The following is an 18,795-nucleotide window of genomic DNA, read 5'->3' on the forward strand; positions in this document are numbered from 1 at the left end:
TTGAATGGGTTTGATTTTTAACTGTCAACTGTAAATTGTCAATTGTAAACTGCTTTATAACGGGGGTGTTTAAATGGTAGAGGGGATTATGCTCCAAGGAACAGCATCAAATGTAGGAAAGAGTATCTTAGCGACTGCTTTATGTCGTATCTTTGCTGAAGATGGCTATCGAGTAGCTCCTTTTAAAGCTTGGAATATGGCTCTAAACTCCTATGTAACTAAAGATGGAGGAGAGGTTGGTCGAGCCCAAGCTGTCCAAGCTAAAGCAGCAGGGATTGAGATCGATGTTGATATGCAACCTCTTTTAGTCAAGCCTAAGGGTGGTGGTCTATCTCAAATTATAGTCAGAGGAAAGCCGATTGGTGATCGAGGCTTGGATCGTAAGACTGAAGAGTATATTGACTGGGCAGTTGAGATTATCGATCAATCTTTGACCGAGCTGGGCCAAAATTATCAAGTCTTGGTGATGGAAGGAGCAGGAGCTGCAGCAGAGATCAATATTAAGGATCAGGATTTGGCCAATATGAGGATTGCTAAATTGAATCAGACTCCAGTCTTGTTGGTGGCTGATGTTGATCGTGGTGGAGCCTTAGCCTCAGTGGTTGGTACTTTGAAGTTATTAGAACCTGAAGAGAGGAAGTTGGTCAAAGGGATTATCTTAAATAAATTTCGAGGGGATTATGAGTTATTAAAGCCGGGGCTTGATATCTTAGAGGAGAAGACAGGTAAGCCGGTTGTCGGAGTTATTCCTTACTTTAAAGGTTTTAAGATTCCTGATGAAGATGCAGTTGTTCTGGATCGATTCGATTCTGAGGAGGCTGAGATTAAGATTGGGGTGCTTAAGTTACCCCATATTTCTAATTTTACTGACTTTGATGCTTTGGCTGAAGAAGAAGAGGTAATGGTTGATTATATAACCAAGAATGATGAATTGGCTGATTATGATGCTTTAATCATTCCTGGGACTAAGAATACAGTAGCCGATTTACTCTATTTACAGGAGGAAGGTCTGGCTGAACGAATAACTGAACTTGCTGAGCAAGGAATGAATATTGTAGGAATCTGTGGTGGATATCAGATCTTAGGGACTAAATTGATCGATCCTGAGTTGGTTGAAGGGACAGAGGAAGAATTGCCTGGACTGGGTCTACTGGATTTAGAGACGACTTTTAACCAAGCTAAGACGACTCATCAAGCAGAGGCAGTGATTGAGTCAGAGGTAGGTTTTATGGCTAATCTGGCTAGTAAAGAAGTAACAGGTTATGAGATCCATATGGGCCAAAGTAAGTTGGGAGCAGAGGCAGTACCTTTCTGTAGGATTGAAAAGCGATCTCAGCAAGAGGTTGAAGTAATTGATGGTGCTTGTAATCAGAGTGGTTCGGTGTGGGGGACTTATCTCCATGGCATCTTTGATAATCACCATTTTAGATTGAGTTTTATTAATCACTTGCGCCAGCAAAAGGGCTTGGAGCTATTAGAAGTTGAATCAGATGCAAGTCAAGATAAATTAGAAGAAGGTTATCAGAAGTTGGCTGCAATAGTCCGCGAAAATCTAGATTTAGATTATATTTATCAGGTCTTAGAAGAGGATGGGATGTTGTTATGACAGGAAGAGCAATTATGTTTCAAGGGACAGGTTCAGATGTAGGAAAGAGTGTTTTGACTGCTGCTATCTGTCGGATTCTGGTACAGGATGGTTATTCTGTAGCTCCTTTTAAGTCACAGAATATGGCTTTGAACTCTTATATTACTAAAGCAGGAGGAGAGATCGGTCGGGCTCAGGCTGTCCAGGCGGAGGCAGCTAAAGTCGATGCTACGGTCGATATGAACCCAATTTTGTTGAAGCCGAAGGAGGATACCTCGTCACAGGTGATTATCCATGGGCAAGCCAGTCAGAATATGACTGCTCAGGAGTATTTCAGTTCACAACAGGTTGGCTTAGAAGCGATTGAGGAGTCTTTAGAGCGGTTAAAGGATGAGTATCAGATCGTTGTTTTAGAAGGAGCAGGTAGTCCAGCAGAGGTTAACCTTAGGGACTATGATCTGGTCAATATGCGGATAGCGAGGTTGGCTGAAGCACCAGTGATCTTAGTAGCTGATATAGATCGTGGTGGGGTCTTTGCCTCGATCATTGGTACCTTTGAGCTATTGAATGAGGAAGAGCGAGAGCAGATTGAAGGGATTATCATTAATAAGTTTCGCGGGGAGGTCAGCCGACTTCAATCAGGGATCGATTATGTAGAAGAAGATACAGGGGTACCAGTATTAGGAGTACTTCCTTATTTTGAAGATTTTAAAGTGCCAGAAGAGGATTCAATTCCTAGTTCTATCCAAGGAGCAGAGGATTATCAATTGGAGATTGTAGTTATTAGACTACCTCATATCTCCAATTTTACTGATTTTGATGCTTTAGCCAAGGAGCCTGGTACTAGATTACGTTATGTTGAGTACAAAGAGGAGCTTGGCGAGCCAGATTTGATCATTATTCCTGGTAGTAAGAATACGATTGAAGATTTGGAACATTTATATCAGACAGAGCTTGCAGCAGAGATAATTAAGAGGGCGGAAGCTAAAGTTCCAGTGCTAGGAATCTGTGGTGGCTATCAGATGCTAGGAAGAGTGATCTATGATCCTGCTGGAGTGGAGACAGAGCGGGGACAGATTGAAGGTTTGGGTCTGTTGGATTTGGAAACGACCTTAGCTACTGAGAAGATTACCAGTCAAGTTCGAGCTAGAGTTACAGGAGATAAAGGTTTTTGGGCACAATTAGAAGAAGAGTTGGTTACTGGATATGAAATTCATATGGGACGGACTGAATTAGGGGTTGATTCCCAACCTTTATTGGAGATTACTGAGCGATCAGAAAGAGAAGTCAGTGTAGCTGATGGTGCTTGTAGTCCTGATGGTCTGATCTGGGGGACTTATTTACATGGGATCTTTGATAATGATAATTTAAGGCGTCAGTTGATCAACTTTTTGCGAAGTAAGAAGGGGTTGGCCCCGCTTGAAGATGAAGTGATAGAGATTAATTCAGAGCGAGAAGAAGCTTACGAGAAGTTGGCTGCTGGTGTTAGAGAGAATTTGGATATGGAGAAGTTGTATGAGATTATAGAGGGATAAAGCATAGCTTAAGTTTAAGTTTAAGTCTAAGTCTAAGTCTAAGTAAAAGCAGAACATATTATTTCATGAATAAGTTATATGACATCTAATTCGAGAAAATAGTGAAATCAAGGAATGGGCTATTATATTCAACTTATTTTGTGGAGGCTTAAAGTAATGTCTAATAAAGATAATAATACTGGAAAATTGAATCAATTTGAAAGATCACAATTTTTCTTTATTACACTGGCGGTATTTACTGGTTTATATTTAAGTAGATTTGAATTAATTACTGTTCATGCAGCTGATTTTATATTACCTTTTTTAATGTTAATGCTATATGGAGTATTTTTACAGGTTTCAGTTAAAAATTTAGGTCAAGCTTTTACTAACATCAAATTTACTGGATTAGGTGTTGGGATAAATTTTATTTGGAATCCATTATTAGCATTTGGACTAGCAATTTTATTTTTAAGTGATTTGCCTGATATACAAATAGGTTTTATTATGCTAATGGTAACACCCTGTACAGATTGGTATTTACTTTTTACTGCATTAGCCCGTGGAAATATTGCTTTAGGGGTTTCTATTTTACCGTGGAAGTTATTATTACAGTTGTTGTTACTTCCTATTTATTTATTTGTCTTAGTAGGACAACTTATTGAAATTGACCCTACTATTATTGGAGAAGGGGTTATTTTCGTACTCGTAATTCCTTTTGTTGCTGCATTTATAACTAATAAAGTAATACTGTCTATTACTAATTCTAATCTAGAGTGGTTAGAGAATAAGGTTTATCCTAAGATTGAAATTTTTGAATTTCTCTTTCTTTGTTTAGCGATAACGGCTATGTTTTCATCTCAAGGAAAGGTTTTGTTTGATCAACCAAGTTTATTTTTTAGAATGTTAGTTCCTGTGTTATTATTTTATAGCGTTAATTTAATTTTAGGAAATATTATTAGTTATTTAATAGGATTTTCTTATCAAGATAATGTAGCTTTAAATTTTGCAATTTTGGCCCGTAATTCTCCACTAGCTTTAGCTATAGCTGTTTCAATTTTTCCTGATAGACCATTAATTCCTCTTGCATTAGCAATTGGCCCATTGATTGAACTTCCTATGCTTGCTTTAATTTCTAAGTTCTTTTTGGTTATTAATAAATATAATTTATTCAATCATGGTTAACTTTTTTTATAATAAATTTTAAGGTTGTAAGATTTTAATGTTTTTAACTGTCAACTGTAAACCGTAAACTGATAAGCGAAGGGAGGGAGTAGATGGAAAACTACCTAGTATTAATAGCAGTAATCATTGATCTGCTAGTTGGTGATCCTAACATTTTACCACATCCAGTCGTAATAATTGGGAAGGGGATCAATTGGTTAGAGCTAGGATTGCGGAAGATATTTAGTGGTAAGTTTGGATTGAAGATAGCTGGAGTTATCCTTTCAGTAGTAGTGATTGGGAGTACTTATCTGATCAGTCAGCTGATCTTAGAAATCTTTTTTGGATTTAACTATCATTTAGGACTAATAATTAATATTTGGTTATTATCGACTACAATAGCAATCAAAGGATTGATTGGAGCAGGAAGAGAGATCTATAATCAATTGACTACGGATCAACTTAAGCAAGCAAGGAAGAGCTTAGGTTGGATTGTAGGTCGTGATACAGATTCTTTAGAAGAAGGAGAGATTGTCAGAGGTACGATAGAGACCTTGGCTGAAAATACAAGTGATGGGATTATTGCTCCTCTGTTTTTTGGTTTGATTGGGGGAGCTCCACTGGCTTTAGCTTATAAAGCGGTCAATACTTTAGATTCAATGGTTGCTTATCAGAATGAGAAGTATCAAGATTTTGGTTGGGCTGCTGCTAAGATTGATGATCTGGCTAACTTGATTCCAGCCCGCTTGACCGGAGGATTATTTGTAATAGCTGCTGTATTTTTAAATAAGGAATGGAAGCTAGCGTTAGAGACGATTATGAAGGATGCTAAGAAACACCCTAGTCCCAATGCTGGTTTTCCAGAGGCAGCAATAGCAGGAGCATTACAGATTCGACTAGGAGGGGTCAATTATTATCAGGGCCAACGTAGCAAAAGAGCTTATTTAGGGCAAGCTAAGGTTGACTTTGCTACTGAGCAGATTCAAGATACGATTAAGTTGATCTACTGGAATACTGGAATCTTTCTAGCTGGATCTTATTTGCTTAGCCTAGTGCTTAGATAAAAAGAATTTAATTAGTGTTGATTCGAGTGCATTCGTGGTTAAAAGTTTTTTTGATTTTAAATATTTAATATTAAATGGTTTGCCCTTAAGGTGTTGTATTTTAATTGTCAATTATAAATCGTACATTGTAAATCATGTATTTAACTATCAATTATCAATTGAGATTTTTGACTATTACCTATTAATTATTAACTGTTTTATAGTGGGGAGTTGATGAGATGAATCCTAGAGTAGTAATAGCTGGTACCAAAAGTGGAGTAGGAAAGACGACAATTACGATCGGTTTGATGGCTGCTTTGGTCGAGCAAGGTTATAATGTGCAGCCTTATAAGGTTGGCCCGGATTATATCGATCCAGGGTTTCATACTATAGTTACTGGTAATCAATCTCGTAATTTAGATAGTTATTTCTTATCAGAAGAAGGAGTTAGGGAGAGCTTTTTGAATGCTGCTCAAGAAGCTGATATTTCAATTGTTGAAGGTGTTATGGGGCTCTTTGATGGGAAGCAAGGTCGCAAAAAGCAAGGAAGTACAGCTCAGATTGCCAAGATATTAAAGGCTCCAGTTGTATTGGTACTCGATGTTAAAAAGATGGCCCAAAGTGCTGCTGCAATGGCTTATGGTTATAAGAATTTTGATTCTGAATTGAACTTAGCAGGGGTTATCCTAAATAATGTAGGTAGTAAGCGGCATTATGAAATGATCAAAGGGCCAATCGAAGAAGAGGTTGGAGTAAAGGTATTGGGTTATCTACCTTCTCAACAGGAGTTGGAGTTGCCAGAGCGACACTTAGGATTAGTACCGACGGCAGAGAGTGAAGAGTTGACGGACTATATTACTCAGTTGAGTGATCTGATCAGGGAGTATCTTGATTTAGAAGCTGTAGTTGAGTTAGCTAAGACTTCTGTTGACTTAGAGTTAGCAGAACAGAAGCTTTTTGTTGAGATTGCTGAGTATAATCTGACTTTAGGTGTAGCTTATGATCAAGCTTTCAATTTTTACTACCAGGATAATCTTGATATTTTAGAGAATTTAGGAGTTAAGCTGGAGTATTTTAGCCCGATTAATGATCAAAAATTACCAGGGGTTGATGGGTTATATATTGGTGGTGGTTTTCCAGAAAGCTTTTTAGAGGAGTTAGCTACTAATCAAAGTATGAAAGAAGAGATTTATCAGCAGGTAGAAGCAGGTATGCCTATTTATGCTGAATGTGGGGGCTTGATGTACTTAACAGAGCAGATTACAGATTTTACTCAAGAGAGCTTTCCAATGGTTGGATTGATTTGTGCTCAAGTAGAGATGCAAGATAGATTACAAGCAATGGGTTATGTCAAGGCCAAAGCTTGTCAAGATAATTTATTATTAAAGGCTGGAGAAGAGGTTAAAGGGCATGAATTCCACTATTCTAAATTGACCAATCTAGCAGATGAGTTGGATTATAGTTATCAATTATTTGGTGGTAAAGGGAAAGATGGAAGGTTAGAAGGAATTGTGAGTGATAATCTATTGGCTAGCTATTTACATCTTCACTTTGGGAGTAATTTGCAGGTAGCAAGGAGATTTTTAGATAACTGTCAAGCTTATAAGGAGGGTAATTAAATGGAGATACAGTCTGAATTAAAGCAAGGATTGGTTCAGGTCTATACTGGGACTGGCAAAGGAAAGACGACTGCTGCTTTAGGATTGGGTTTAAGAGCTGTAGGACATGGCTTAACTGTAGAGATGATCCAGTATCTAAAAGGAAGTAGTTATACTGGGGAATTATTTTCGACAGAGAAATTACCTAATTTCAATTTGAGACAATTTGGGAAAGGGTGCTCTTTTTCTAGTCAGATTCGCCAAGGGATAATGGAATGTACAGGCTGTGGAGAATGCTTTGTGGGAAAAGGTGATGAGCTTGAAGTTCACCGGAAATTTGCTCTATGGGCTTATCAATATACTGAAACTGTCTTAAACAAGGGAGAGGCTGATTTAGTGATCTTAGATGAGATCAATAATGCATTACGCTATGATCTATTAACAACAGAAGAAGTTTTATCCTTACTAGATCTAAAGCAAGAGCGGACAGAATTGGTTTTGACAGGGCGAGGAATTCCAGAAGAGATTGTAAAACGGGCCGATTTAGTGACTGAAATGAACGCAGTTAAGCATCCTTATCAAGAGCAAGGGATTAAGAGTAGATGGGGGATTGAGTATTAATGAACCGGTTCTTAATTGCTTTACAGTTTATTACCCGAATTCCAGTAACGAAGAAATTAGATTATAAAGAAGAAAACATAGGTAGTTCAATGCTCTATTTTCCTGTGATTGGTTCTTTGTTGGGGTTAGTGTTAGTAGGAATCAATTATTTAGGAGAGTTATATCTTCCTGAGTTAGTGACAAATAGTCTATTATTAGGGGGGATGGTAGCATTAACAGGGGGGATTCATCTAGATGGTTTGATGGATACCTGTGATGGGATCTTCAGCGGACGGCAAAAGGAGAGAGTCTTAGAGATTATGAAAGATAGTAGGGTTGGAGCTTTTGGTGTAATCGGCTTAGTGGTTTTATTTATTCTGAAATTTAGTTTATTCGTTGAGGCTCCAATAGCTGATAAGAGTTTGCTCTTACTTTACTTTCCTACTATTAGTCGTTGGGCAATAGTCTATGCTACTTTTCATTATCCTTATGTCCGCAAGGAAGGATTAGGTAAGGCTTATGTAAATCATTTTACAATAACTCATTTTTTATTAGCAACTGCCTGGACAATGGTGCTGGGAATAATTTTGTTTGGATTAACTGGAATAGTGATCCATTTAGTCAGTTGGCTAGCTGTAATCTTAATTGCTAAAATTATTATTAATCAGATAGATGGACTGACAGGTGATAGTTATGGGGCGATCAATGAGTTGATGGAAGTGGCGGCGTTGTTGATTATGGTAATCTTAGTTTAAGTTTAAGTTTGAGGTTAAGTCAACCATTAAAACCATAAGGTCTTAGGTTTTACTTAAACTTAGCCTTAGCCTTAAACTTAATATTAGTATAGGGAGTAAAAACTATGAAAGTAACAGTTAAAGTGCCAGGGACTTGTGGTGAGTTGGTACAGGGTCTATTAGATGAAACTAATTTTTTAATCAGCTGTCCGATTGACCTATATAATGCAGTTACAGTTAAAGTAGATAATTCTCAATCGGGGATTAAGATGGCTCAACAAGCAGATAAGACCTTACTGGCAATTAAAAAGACTTTACAGTACTTTGGTTATCAAAACTTAGGCTTAGAGGTTGAATTAGAATCTCAGTTATTAGTGGGCAAGGGAATGGCTAGTAGTACAGCAGATATTACAGCAGCTATTATTGCGACTACCTTGGCTTTAGGAGAAAAGGTAGAGCTAGAACTAGTTACTAGGTTAGCTTTAGCGATTGAACCTACTGATGCTTCCTTTTGGCCCGGGATAGTTGCTTTTGATCATTTAGAAGGAAGTAAGGTAACTAGATTAGGGCAGATAGAACCGACTACATTACTGATCTTTGATTGCGGAGGAGAGGTTGATACTGTTAGATTTAATCAAAGGGATGATTTAGTAGAGTTAAAGCGGGCCAACTCTGACCAGGTTGCTCGAGCTTATCAGTTGGTTAAAGAAGGGGTTAGACAGAATGACTGGGAGCTAATTGGACAAGGGGCTACTATCAGTAGCTTGGCTAATCAAGATATTTTAGTTAAACCTAATTTGGAGCAATTAATTGATTTAGTAGAACGAGAGGAAGGTATGTTAGGAGTCAATATTGCACATAGTGGAACTTTAGTAGGAGTACTAATTAAAGATGGATTTAAAGTAGAGTCACTCTTGAATAAGATTAGAGAAAGGATTCCTAAGTTAAATTATCTAACCTGTCGAAGAATAATCAATGGAGGTTATTTTGAATCTGCTCAGCTAAAAGAAAATATTTAGTTGTAAAATGGTTGATGGGTTTAGTGTTTTGAATCTTAATTGTCAATTGTACATTGTAAATTGTACACTAAGATGGGGGTGCAAAGAAACTTAACTATCTGCGAAACGTTGTAGTGAGAGGGTTAAATTTATCTGAGAGTATTGATCTTAATAAGTAGGGGGGATAAAGATGTCACAAGAGAAGCATGGCGGCAATCTCAATCAGGCAGTTAAGGAGTATGGTTTAGAGCAAGAAGAGATTATAGATTTTAGTGCTAATATTAACTTTTTAGGCCCTCCTAGTAAGGTAATGGAGGCTATTAAGGATAACTTAGATCAGATAGTTAATTACCCTGATCCAAACTGTACTGAGTTGAAGGATAAACTAGCAGAACAGTTAGGAGTAAAGCAGGAAGAGATTATAATTGGGAATGGTGCTGTGGAGTTGGTTTATTTACTGGCTAAGGTATTACAACCACAGCGGGCGTTGGTGTTGGCCCCGACTTTTTCTGAATATGGAGCAGCGGTAAGGAGTGTAGGGGCCAACATAGAAGAGTTTAAATTGAGTAGAGATGATGAATTTGAGATTGATCTAGAGCGATTGATAGTTAAATTGGCTGAGGTTGATCTCTTCTTTTTATGTAATCCTAACAATCCAACCGGGAAGTTAATTACTAGATCAGAGATAATTGAGATTATTGAGGCGGGCCAACAGCATGATACCTTTATTATGGTTGATGAAGCCTTTGTCGATTTTTTAGAGGAAGAGGTAACAGTAATTGATCTAGTTGATCAATATGATAATCTATTCGTATTACGTTCGTTGACCAAGTTTTTTGCTATTCCTGGACTGCGACTAGGCTATGGGGTCAGCAATTCCAGTCTGCTTGAAGAGTTAGAGCGGGGTAAGGATCCGTGGAATTGTAACTTCTTTGCTCAATTAGCGGGCCAAATAGCCCTTAATGATCAAGAGTATATCACAAGGACTAAAGAGGCTATCAAACGGGAAAAAGAGTTCTTGTATCATAACTTAAAGGAAGTAGCTGGATGGAAAGTCTACTATCCAACAGCTAACTATATCTTGATCGATTTGAGTTCACTCTCTATTACGGCAAGTGAGTTAGAGGAGATGTTGGCCCGGCAAGGAATTTTAATTCGTAATTGCAATACATATACTGGACTTGGAGAAGACTTTATTAGGGTTGCAGTGAAGAGTAGGGTAGAGAATAAAAATTTAATAGACAATCTGGTTGAGGTAATTAATGAGTAATTACAATATTGTGCCACAATATTGAGTTGACAGTTTACGGTTGACAGTTTACAGTTAAGATCAAAATCTTAAAATCTTAAGAACTATAAAAAGCCTTAAAATTATAGCTTTAGATTGGTTTGGGGTTTAAGTTTTAAATGGTTTTAACTGTCAACCGTCAACTGTTCACTGTAAACTGATATAAAGTGGCACTTTGCCACTTTATATCAATTAAGCTTTTTTAAGATTTTTAACTATACACTATTAATTATTAACTATTAACTGCTCTTAAGGGGGGGTTGAATGGAGACTGAAGTTATTTTGGTGCGGCATGGTGAAACAGAATGGAATCGAGATTTTAAATTTCAAGGAAGTAAAGACATTGAATTAAGTGCTGAAGGCAAAGAACAGGGAGCAAAATTAGCGGCTAGATTTGCCAGTGAAAAGATAGATAAAGTTTATTCTAGTAATTTAACTAGGGCCTACCAAACGGCTAGCTTGGTAGCTGAGAAGCATGATTTAGAAGTGATTCAAGTTGATGGGCTACAAGAGATCAACTTTGGTAAGTGGGAGGGAATGACTTATCAAGAGATTAATAAAGAATTTGACTTTACTGTTGATGAGTGGATGAAAGATCCTGCTAATAAAAAACCTCCAGCAGGAGAAAGTTTAAAGCAGTTAGAAAAACGTACTGTTAAAGCTTTAGAAAAAGTTTTAGAAGAAGAAGAAGGAAATAAGATAGTAATCGTTAGCCACGGGGGAGTAATCAGAACCTTACTCTGTAATCTATTAGAAATGCCCCTTAGTAAGTCTTGGAGATTAAAGCAGTCTAATACAGCAGTCAATATTCTTAAGTTTTATGAAGGGGAAGAGAGTGTTATTTTAGAGTTGTTTAATTCTACTGTTCATTTAAATGATTAATTAAGAAATTTTAGAAGAGTTTAAATAAAAAAGAGCCAATTGAGAAATTAATTTCTCAATTGGCTCTTTTTTATTTTGTCATTAAGGAAATTATACTTTTTAGAGCTTGTTGATAACTTTTATTAATTTGTATTTATTGGTTTTACTTAAACTCAATCTTAGACTTAAACTTATATTTAGCCTAAATTAAGAATTCGATGTTAAATCTTTGCCTAATCTTGAATAAGCTAGCTTCACGTCGTACATAATACCTAATATGATTGGCAAGTGATTCGGGAAATTTGACTAGCTAATAATCTACTACTATTAAATCTAAAGTAGTAGTTATGACATGCCTCCTCTCTTATAGTAATCAAGTATGTGATCTTTTGTGATTTAATTATATTTTTGATTAATTCTCTATGAAAAATAGATGTATAGATACTTTAATTACTGCTAATACTGTTAATGGATTAGAGGTTTTAATATGGCAATAAGTGGGAGGGTAATAAATGGGAAAGAAAGTAGATCTTTGTGGTGTTAACACTTCAGAGCTACCAGTTTTATCTAATAAAGAGATGAGAAAGTTATTCAAAAAGATGCAGCAAGGAGATGAGTCAGCTAGAAATACGATTGTTGGGGGAAACTTAAGGCTAGTTCTTAGTGTATTACAACGATTTAATAATCGTGGAGAGCCAATTGATGATCTTTTCCAAGTAGGGTGTATCGGGTTGATGAAGTCCATAGATAACTTTGACTTAAGTAAGAATGTTAAATTTTCTACTTATGCTGTTCCAATGATAATTGGGGAGATTAAACGTCATCTGAGGGATAACAACCCAATTAGAGTTAGTCGTTCATTACGTGATACAGCCTATAAAGCTTTGCAAATTAAAGAAACTTTAGAAAATAAAAAGTCTGAAGAACCTAATTTAACTGAAATAGCTCAAGAATTAGGAATTCCAAGAGAGGATATTGTTTATGCTCTTGATGCTATTCAAGATCCTATTTCACTTTTTGAACCAATTTATCATGACGGTGGTGATCCAATCTATGTGATGGATCAAATTAGCGATGATAATGATGATAATGATTGGTTAGAGGGAATTGCAGTTAGAGAAGCATTAAGACAATTAGAAGATAGAGAAAAGTTAATCTTAACATTAAGGTTTTATGAGGGTAAAACTCAAATGGAGGTAGCTGGGAATATAGGAATTTCTCAGGCCCAAGTTTCCAGATTAGAAAAAGCGGCTTTGAATAATTTAAAGAAGTATGTTAAGGAAGGTTGAGGAGGAGTAAAAGATGAAGCGGGTTAAGTTTATAATTTTAATTGCTATTTTGATCAGCTTTGTTTTTGTAACAGGCTATCGAAATAGTTTTACTATTAAGGAGGGAAATCTCAAAGCTTATGGGTCTGAAGATTTACTAAGGTTACATGTAGTTGCTAATAGTAACTCACTAGATGATCAACGAATAAAAAGAGCGGTAAAAGCTGAAATACTTAAAGAAACTACTTATTTATTCAAGCATTTAGATAATCCTTTACAAGCTGAAAGAGTTGTAAAGGATAATTTAAGTGAAATTAAGCAGATAGTAAAAGATAAACTAAGAGCGAATGATCAAGATTATAATGTTGAACTAGAACTAGGAAAATTTGATTTTCCTACAAGAAGTTATGGTGGAACAACTTTAGAAGCGGGAGAGTATCAAGCATTGCAGGTAAGGATTGGTGAATCAAATGGAGAAAATTGGTGGTGTGTATTATTTCCCCCATTATGTTTTGTCGATTCAATTGAGGAATTATCAGAAAAAGAGTTAAATAAACTAGCTAAAAAAGAAGATGATATAGAAAATGAGCTGCCAGTGGAATTTAAATTTAAGTTAGTTGAAGTTATAGAAGAAAATCCTCAAGTAGTTAAGTCTAAATTAAAGTTGGCCCAAATTTTAGAAAGTTCTTTTCCTGGATTAAATAAATTATTATTCTCAGGAGAACAGAATACTAAAGATAAATAATAAAGATTATCACTTAATATTAAGTGATAATCTTTATTATTTTGTAACAAACTTATATCTGGCACATATAATAATTATAAATAACTGGGTTAAGAAGGGGGAATAAAAATTGATCAAAACTTCTGAATTGAAAGCAAAAGAGATTATTAATGTTAGTAATGGACAGAGGTTGGGAACGATAGAAGATATAGATATTGATTTAGTGGCTGGTAAGATAAATGGAATAATTGTCCCTAAAGAAGAGAAATTTATAAAATTTTTCAGTGAAAATAATGATTTATACATATCCTGGTCAAATATAGAAAAGATTGGTGAAGATGTTATATTAGTTACAGTCAATGATGGATTAGACTCATCTCCTGGTGAAGATTAAGAGCTATCACCTTTATTTTCATTTGCAAAAATAAGACTTTTTTTAGATATTGTAGGATATAAAAAATTGAATTGGAAAATATAAATAATAAAGGAGGGAGAAAAAATGGATCTTTCAAAAAAGTTTAAAGATAAGTGGGCCAACTTATCAGAAAATGAGGTTGATAAATTAAGAAATATGGAAGAAGCAATGAATGAAGATAAAGCAGAAAAGAATATAAGATTGATGGTGGTTACAGATAAATAAAGCGACTAAGCTCTCTTTTTTAGAAAGGAATTCTTTAAAAAGAGGATTTTAAATAGCTCTCTTGAATATTTATAAGAGAAGTTAGTTCTTGAACTTAGTTATATTTATTTTCAAGGGAAAATAAAATTTGCAGTTTAAAATAGCTAATTTAATTTAATCTAATCTAATTGACTGAAATAGGGATAAACAAATTGCATAACAGTTAGACATATCATATATAGTATGATATTATTTCCAAGCACACAACATATTGTGTGCTTTTCTTTTGTGTGGGGAGTAGTTTAATGAGAGGGGTATAGTTTTAGTTATGAAATGTCCATATTGTACAGAGGTTAATAGTAAAGTGGTTGATTCAAGAGCTACAGAAGATAATACAACAATTAGACGGAGAAGAGAATGTTTAGATTGTAGTAAACGATTTACTACATATGAGAGAATAGATGAACTTCCTATCATAGTTGTCAAGAAAGATGGTAGAAGAGAAAGATTTGATAGAAATAAGGTTATGAGTGGTTTGATCAAAGCTTGTGAAAAAAGACCAATATCTAGAGAACAATTAGAAGGGGTAGTTAATTCAGTAGAGCAGAAGATCAGAAATCAAATGGAAGGTGAAGTTGAGAGTACTGTAATTGGTGAACTTGTAATGGATTATCTATGTCAACTTGATGAAGTAGCCTATGTTAGGTTTGCTTCAGTTTATCGTCAGTTTAAGGATATTGAGAATTTCAGAAAAGAATTAGATAAATTATTAGATAACTAAGGAGTGGAATAATCAATGACTAAAAGAATGAGTGCAAGATCTGAAGAGAGAAGATTCACTAAAGTAAAGAAACGAGATGGAAGAGTAGCACCATTTGATAAGCTTAAGATAGTAGATGCTATTTTTGGTGCAGCACAAGAAGTAGGGGGGCATGATCGAGAGCTGGCAAAAGAAGTAGCAGAACTAGCAATTAATTATGTAGAGGAGAATCTTAATTCTGAAATACCGACTGTAGAAGAGGTGCAAGATTGTGTAGAGAAAGCTTTAATTGAAAGAGGACATGCTAGAACTGCTAAGGCATATATTTTATATCGAGAGAAACGTTCTCGTTATCGTCATGCTAAAAGTGATTTAATGCAGCAGGTATCTGAAGTAGAAGAAGAGACTATTAGAGATAATGCTAATGTTGGAAACTCTCCTTCGGCTAAGATGCTGCAAGTAGGGATGGCAGCGAGTAAAGAATATTATCTTTCTAATTTAATCCCAGAACATATTGTAAAAGCTTATCGGAAAGGGAATATACATATTCATGATTTGGATTATTATGGTAAAACAATAAATTGTATGCAAATTCCTTTAGCTAAATTATTAAAAGAGGGGTTCAATACTGGGTATGGATATATTCGACCGCCGAAAAGAATTTCTAGTGCAGTAATGTTATCTTGTATTATTTTACAAAGCTGTCAAAATGATATGTATGGGGGGCAAGCTTTCCCGTGGTTTGATAAAACTATGTCCGATTATGTTCCAGAAAGGTATTCAGAATTAAAGGAAAAAGAAGAAGCAGGAACTATTACAGAAGTTGAAAAAGAACTTTTAGATAAGATTATTGATGATGTTTATCAAGGGATGGAAGCATTGGTTTATAATTTAAATACGATGCATTCTCGTGCTGGAGCCCAAGTTCCATTCAGTTCAATTAACTTTGGAACTGATACTACTCCTGAAGGTAGATTGATTAATGAACAATTGTTGAAAGCATTTAAAGCAGGGTTAGGAAATGGAGAGACTCCTATCTTCCCAAACTTGATCTTTAGATTAAAAGAAGGTGTTAACTTTAATCCTGAAGATCCAAATTATGACTTGTATCAATTAGCTTTAGAGGTAGCAGGAAGGAGAATGAACCCTACTTTTTCTTTCATGGATGCTAGCTTTAATCAAGAGTATGATGATCGAGCCTCATATATGGGATGTAGAAGTCGGGTAATGGGCAATAGGCATGGTGAATCGACTCCTGAAGCACGAGGGAATATTGCTCCTATTTCAATTAACTTACCAAGGTTAGGAATCAAATCTGATAGTATAATTCAATTCTTCAATGAATTTGATAAGGTGATTGATCTATGTGAAGAGCAGTTAATGCATCGCTATGAAGTCTGTAAAAAATTAAAAGTAAAGGATTTACCATTTGTAATGGGCCAAGGGATTTATGTTGATGCGGAAGGATTAGAGCCTACTGATAGTATTGAGGATGCTATGAAGCATGGTACTTTAAGTATTGGATTTATAGGATTAGCAGAATGCTTAAAAGCCTTGATTGGCCAACATCATGGAGAGAGCGAAGAAGCACAAGAGTTAGGATTGAAGATTATTGGACACTTGCGTGATCGTTTAGATCAATTAAGTGACAAGCATGATTTAAACTTTACTTGTTATGCTACTCCTGCTGAAGGTTTGTCAGGACGGTTTATTAAATTAGATCAAGATAAATTTGGAGAAATAGAAGGTGTAACTGATCATGATTTCTACACTAACTCCTTCCATGTTCCAGTTTATTATGATATTTCTTTTGAAGAAAAGGTAAAGATAGAAGCTCCTTATCATGAATATACTAATGCTGGTCATATTTCTTATATTGAATTACCAAGTGCTATTGAAGAGAATACAGCAGCATTAGAGAATATTCATCGAGTAATGAAAGAATCTAATATGGGATATGCGGGGATTAACTTCCCGATTGACGAATGTTTAGATTGTAATCACTCAGGCATTATTGCTGAAGATGACTGTCCATCCTGTGGTAGTGAACGGATAAGAAGGGTGCGTAGAGTAACTGGATATTTATCAACGTTAGATCGTTTTGCACCAGGTAAAAAAGCTGAATATGATCAAAGAGTAGATCATTTAGATAAGTGTTAATCTAAGAGTAGTTTAAATTTAGTTCCTGCAATAAAGGTATATACCTTTATTGCAGGAACTTTTTTATTGCTTAGGAAATTATGTTTTTTAGAGGTTGGAATAACTTTTAAATTTTATTTTTTTAAAGGTGATGATAACTTTTCTCAGTTTATATTTGTTGGTTTTACTTAAACTTAATCTTAGACTTAGTTGCCAGAGGCAACTTTCTATTTTAGCTTAAAAAGTTATTTATACAGGGAAAAGACAATTTTTGTTGAAAATAGTAATAGTATCAGTTTTAAACATAAAATAGATAGGGAGATGAAAAATGAAGAAGATTAGTGTTGGTTTATTAGTGATTATTCTGTTGGTGATAGTAACTTATCAAACGGATTTTTTTAATAAAACTTTAGTTAGTGAACAAGTTAGCTTAAATGCTGAAGAGTATAGTATGTATGATTTTGAGCTAGATCAAAAGACTAATGTAAAGATCAGTTGTAAGAGGTTAGAAGGAGCAGTAGTTGAATGGTTACTGATTGATCAAAAACATTTAGAAGAAGATTTATTTATTGGAGATATAATCGATAATCCTGAGTTTAGAGAGTATGGTCTTTTTATTTCTACTGATGATGGAGAAGCACAAAGGTTTACTTTGGAACCAGGTGCATATACTGTTATTTTAAATAATACTAAACATGGTAACATCTATCCTAGTGATTTTGTACAGCAGGATTCAACCTTAAAAGTTGAGATTGAAATTGTTAGGTGGTAGCGGAAATAAAACTTGAATATTTATTAAGTTACATGTATAATTATTTAAAAAGGAGTTGAGAATAAAATGGAGCATTTATTAACGATAAAAGATCTAAAAAAAGAAGAAATTAATGAATTGTTTTCTTTAACTAAGAAGTTGAAGGAAGAAAATAAAGAAGGTATTGCTCATAATTTATTAACTGGAAAGAGTTTGGGAATGATCTTTGCTAAATCTTCTACTAGAACTAGAGTCTCTTTTGAGGTTGGAATTTATCAATTAGGGGGTCAAGGGGTATTTTTAAGTTCTAATGATATTCAACTAGGACGAGGTGAATCAATCAGTGATACTGCTAAGGTTTTATCACGTTATTTGGATGGAATTATGATTAGAACCTTTGCTCATAGTGATGTAGAAAAATTAGCTGAACATGGTTCAATTCCTATAATCAATGGACTGACAGACTCTTATCATCCTTGTCAAGGCTTAACTGATCTATTTACAGTTTATGAACATAAGGGCCAACTCTCTAATTTAAAGCTGACTTATATTGGAGATGGAAATAATGTCGCCCATTCACTGTTGTTAGCTACTACTAAGATGGGAATGGATATCTCAATTGCTACACCTAGTGATTATCGACCTGATGCAGAAGTCTTACAGGTTGCTAAAGAGTGGGCTGCAGAGAGTGGTAGTCAAGTTGAAGTTGTAACTGATCCGCTACAAGCAGCTCAAGAAGCTGATGTTTTATATACTGATGTCTGGGCCAGTATGGGAGATGAAGCAGAGAAAGAAGAGCGCAAAGAGGCTTTTAAGGATTATCAGGTTAATACTGAAGTTATGAATGTAGCTCAAGATGATGCTATTTTCCTGCATTGTTTACCTGCTCATCGTGGTGAAGAGGTAACAGCCGATGTAATAGATGGAGAGCAGTCAGTAGTTTTTGATCAAGCAGAGAATAGAATGCATGTTCAAAAAGCAATTATGGTTAAGCTGATGAAATAAAAGAAGCTGCCGCTTAAGCGGCAGCTTCTTTTATTTCAGTAACTAAAAATAGACCAACAGACAACAAGAAAAAATAAAATTTATTTAATATTAAAAATATGAAGGAATTTTAGGTCAAATGGCGAAATTGTCTAAATAACACAT

Annotated in this window: 18 protein-coding genes; all 18 read left to right on the forward strand. The window is 35.2% G+C overall.

All coding sequences use genetic code 11. The features are described from left to right. The first annotated feature begins 73 nt into the window (after positions 1–73). The 18 genes from MWH28_RS08395 to argF all read left to right on the forward strand — a co-directional run bounded on the left by MWH28_RS08395 (position 74) and on the right by argF (position 18,651). Positions 74–1,606: a cobyric acid synthase gene (locus MWH28_RS08395; RefSeq protein WP_248618910.1), complete on the forward strand. Its 1,533-nt coding sequence runs from the start codon at positions 74–76 to the stop codon at positions 1,604–1,606. Continuing rightward, a complete protein-coding gene (locus MWH28_RS08400; RefSeq protein WP_248618911.1) occupies positions 1,603–3,120 on the forward strand; it encodes a cobyric acid synthase in 1,518 nt (505 codons plus the stop codon). Before MWH28_RS08395 ends, MWH28_RS08400 begins: the two co-directional genes overlap by 4 nt. Positions 3,121–3,276: 156 nt before the next feature. Further along, positions 3,277–4,284 carry an arsenic resistance protein gene (locus MWH28_RS08405; protein ID WP_248618912.1) on the forward strand — a complete coding sequence of 336 codons (1,008 nt, stop codon included), beginning with the start codon at positions 3,277–3,279 and terminating at the stop codon, positions 4,282–4,284. 92 nt (positions 4,285–4,376) lie between these two features. Further along, positions 4,377–5,327 (forward strand): adenosylcobinamide-phosphate synthase CbiB, encoded by a 951-nt coding sequence (cbiB, locus tag MWH28_RS08410; RefSeq protein WP_248618913.1) that lies wholly within the window; start codon positions 4,377–4,379, stop codon positions 5,325–5,327. Positions 5,328–5,545: 218 nt separating this feature from the next. Beyond that, a complete protein-coding gene (locus MWH28_RS08415; protein WP_248618914.1) occupies positions 5,546–6,925 on the forward strand; it encodes a cobyrinic acid a,c-diamide synthase CobB in 1,380 nt (459 codons plus the stop codon). Then, positions 6,926–7,525: a cob(I)yrinic acid a,c-diamide adenosyltransferase gene (locus MWH28_RS08420; protein WP_248618915.1), complete on the forward strand. Its 600-nt coding sequence runs from the start codon at positions 6,926–6,928 to the stop codon at positions 7,523–7,525. Then, positions 7,525–8,259, forward strand: a complete 735-nt coding sequence (gene cobS / locus MWH28_RS08425) for an adenosylcobinamide-GDP ribazoletransferase (RefSeq protein ID WP_248618916.1) — start codon at positions 7,525–7,527, stop codon at positions 8,257–8,259. The genes MWH28_RS08420 and cobS overlap by 1 nt, the downstream gene beginning before the upstream one ends. A 104-nt stretch (positions 8,260–8,363) precedes the next feature. Further along, positions 8,364–9,257, forward strand: a complete 894-nt coding sequence (locus MWH28_RS08430; protein ID WP_248618917.1) for a GHMP family kinase ATP-binding protein — start codon at positions 8,364–8,366, stop codon at positions 9,255–9,257. Between the two features lie 169 nt (positions 9,258–9,426). Beyond that, positions 9,427–10,506, forward strand: a complete 1,080-nt coding sequence (gene cobD, locus MWH28_RS08435; RefSeq protein ID WP_248618918.1) for a threonine-phosphate decarboxylase CobD — start codon at positions 9,427–9,429, stop codon at positions 10,504–10,506. Between the two features lie 282 nt (positions 10,507–10,788). Continuing rightward, positions 10,789–11,406 (forward strand): alpha-ribazole phosphatase, encoded by a 618-nt coding sequence (gene cobC / locus MWH28_RS08440; RefSeq protein ID WP_248618919.1) that lies wholly within the window; start codon positions 10,789–10,791, stop codon positions 11,404–11,406. Positions 11,407–11,897: 491 nt separating this feature from the next. Beyond that, positions 11,898–12,674, forward strand: a complete 777-nt coding sequence (sigG, locus tag MWH28_RS08445) for an RNA polymerase sporulation sigma factor SigG (protein WP_248618920.1) — start codon at positions 11,898–11,900, stop codon at positions 12,672–12,674. A gap of 13 nt (positions 12,675–12,687) precedes the next feature. Continuing rightward, positions 12,688–13,398 (forward strand): stage II sporulation protein R, encoded by a 711-nt coding sequence (gene spoIIR, locus MWH28_RS08450; protein ID WP_248618921.1) that lies wholly within the window; start codon positions 12,688–12,690, stop codon positions 13,396–13,398. 109 nt (positions 13,399–13,507) lie between these two features. Next, the gene (locus tag MWH28_RS08455; RefSeq protein WP_248618922.1) at positions 13,508–13,771 is read left to right on the forward strand and encodes a YlmC/YmxH family sporulation protein; all 264 of its coding nucleotides are present in this window, start codon (positions 13,508–13,510) and stop codon (positions 13,769–13,771) included. A 105-nt stretch (positions 13,772–13,876) separates the two neighbouring features. Continuing rightward, a complete protein-coding gene (locus MWH28_RS08460) occupies positions 13,877–14,017 on the forward strand; it encodes a hypothetical protein (protein ID WP_248618923.1) in 141 nt (46 codons plus the stop codon). A gap of 307 nt (positions 14,018–14,324) precedes the next feature. Continuing rightward, positions 14,325–14,777, forward strand: coding sequence for a transcriptional regulator NrdR (gene nrdR, locus MWH28_RS08465; RefSeq protein ID WP_248618924.1), 453 nt, complete (start codon positions 14,325–14,327; stop codon positions 14,775–14,777). 15 nt (positions 14,778–14,792) lie between these two features. Beyond that, complete coding sequence (gene nrdD, locus MWH28_RS08470; protein WP_248618925.1) at positions 14,793–16,916, forward strand: anaerobic ribonucleoside-triphosphate reductase; 2,124 nt, start codon at positions 14,793–14,795, stop codon at positions 16,914–16,916. A gap of 307 nt (positions 16,917–17,223) precedes the next feature. Continuing rightward, entirely contained in the window at positions 17,224–17,667 is a 444-nt protein-coding gene (locus tag MWH28_RS08475; RefSeq protein ID WP_248618926.1) for a hypothetical protein, read from the forward strand. Between the two features lie 66 nt (positions 17,668–17,733). Continuing rightward, on the forward strand, positions 17,734–18,651 hold the full coding sequence (argF, locus tag MWH28_RS08480) for an ornithine carbamoyltransferase (protein WP_248618927.1): 918 nt from the start codon (positions 17,734–17,736) through the stop codon (positions 18,649–18,651). Positions 18,652–18,795: the final 144 nt, after the last annotated feature.

Source organism: Natroniella sulfidigena (assembly GCF_023223645.1).
In the GTDB taxonomy this organism is placed as follows: domain Bacteria; phylum Bacillota; class Halanaerobiia; order Halobacteroidales; family Halobacteroidaceae; genus Natroniella; species Natroniella sulfidigena.

Excerpts from the sequence above, each read along its gene's own strand:
- argF (WP_248618927.1), top strand. The coding sequence starts at position 17,734 with ATGGAGCATTTATTAACGATAAAAGATCTAAAAAAAGAAGAAATTAAT.
- MWH28_RS08420 (WP_248618915.1), top strand. The coding sequence starts at position 6,926 with ATGGAGATACAGTCTGAATTAAAGCAAGGATTGGTTCAGGTCTATACT.
- nrdR (WP_248618924.1), top strand. The coding sequence starts at position 14,325 with ATGAAATGTCCATATTGTACAGAGGTTAATAGTAAAGTGGTTGATTCA.
- spoIIR (WP_248618921.1), top strand. The coding sequence starts at position 12,688 with ATGAAGCGGGTTAAGTTTATAATTTTAATTGCTATTTTGATCAGCTTT.
- cobC (WP_248618919.1), top strand. The coding sequence starts at position 10,789 with ATGGAGACTGAAGTTATTTTGGTGCGGCATGGTGAAACAGAATGGAAT.
- cbiB (WP_248618913.1), top strand. The coding sequence starts at position 4,377 with ATGGAAAACTACCTAGTATTAATAGCAGTAATCATTGATCTGCTAGTT.
- nrdD (WP_248618925.1), top strand. The coding sequence starts at position 14,793 with ATGACTAAAAGAATGAGTGCAAGATCTGAAGAGAGAAGATTCACTAAA.
- cobS (WP_248618916.1), top strand. The coding sequence starts at position 7,525 with ATGAACCGGTTCTTAATTGCTTTACAGTTTATTACCCGAATTCCAGTA.
- MWH28_RS08460 (WP_248618923.1), top strand. The coding sequence starts at position 13,877 with ATGGATCTTTCAAAAAAGTTTAAAGATAAGTGGGCCAACTTATCAGAA.
- MWH28_RS08400 (WP_248618911.1), top strand. The coding sequence starts at position 1,603 with ATGACAGGAAGAGCAATTATGTTTCAAGGGACAGGTTCAGATGTAGGA.
- MWH28_RS08395 (WP_248618910.1), top strand. The coding sequence starts at position 74 with ATGGTAGAGGGGATTATGCTCCAAGGAACAGCATCAAATGTAGGAAAG.
- MWH28_RS08475 (WP_248618926.1), top strand. The coding sequence starts at position 17,224 with ATGAAGAAGATTAGTGTTGGTTTATTAGTGATTATTCTGTTGGTGATA.
- cobD (WP_248618918.1), top strand. The coding sequence starts at position 9,427 with ATGTCACAAGAGAAGCATGGCGGCAATCTCAATCAGGCAGTTAAGGAG.
- MWH28_RS08430 (WP_248618917.1), top strand. The coding sequence starts at position 8,364 with ATGAAAGTAACAGTTAAAGTGCCAGGGACTTGTGGTGAGTTGGTACAG.
- MWH28_RS08405 (WP_248618912.1), top strand. The coding sequence starts at position 3,277 with ATGTCTAATAAAGATAATAATACTGGAAAATTGAATCAATTTGAAAGA.
- MWH28_RS08415 (WP_248618914.1), top strand. The coding sequence starts at position 5,546 with ATGAATCCTAGAGTAGTAATAGCTGGTACCAAAAGTGGAGTAGGAAAG.
- sigG (WP_248618920.1), top strand. The coding sequence starts at position 11,898 with ATGGGAAAGAAAGTAGATCTTTGTGGTGTTAACACTTCAGAGCTACCA.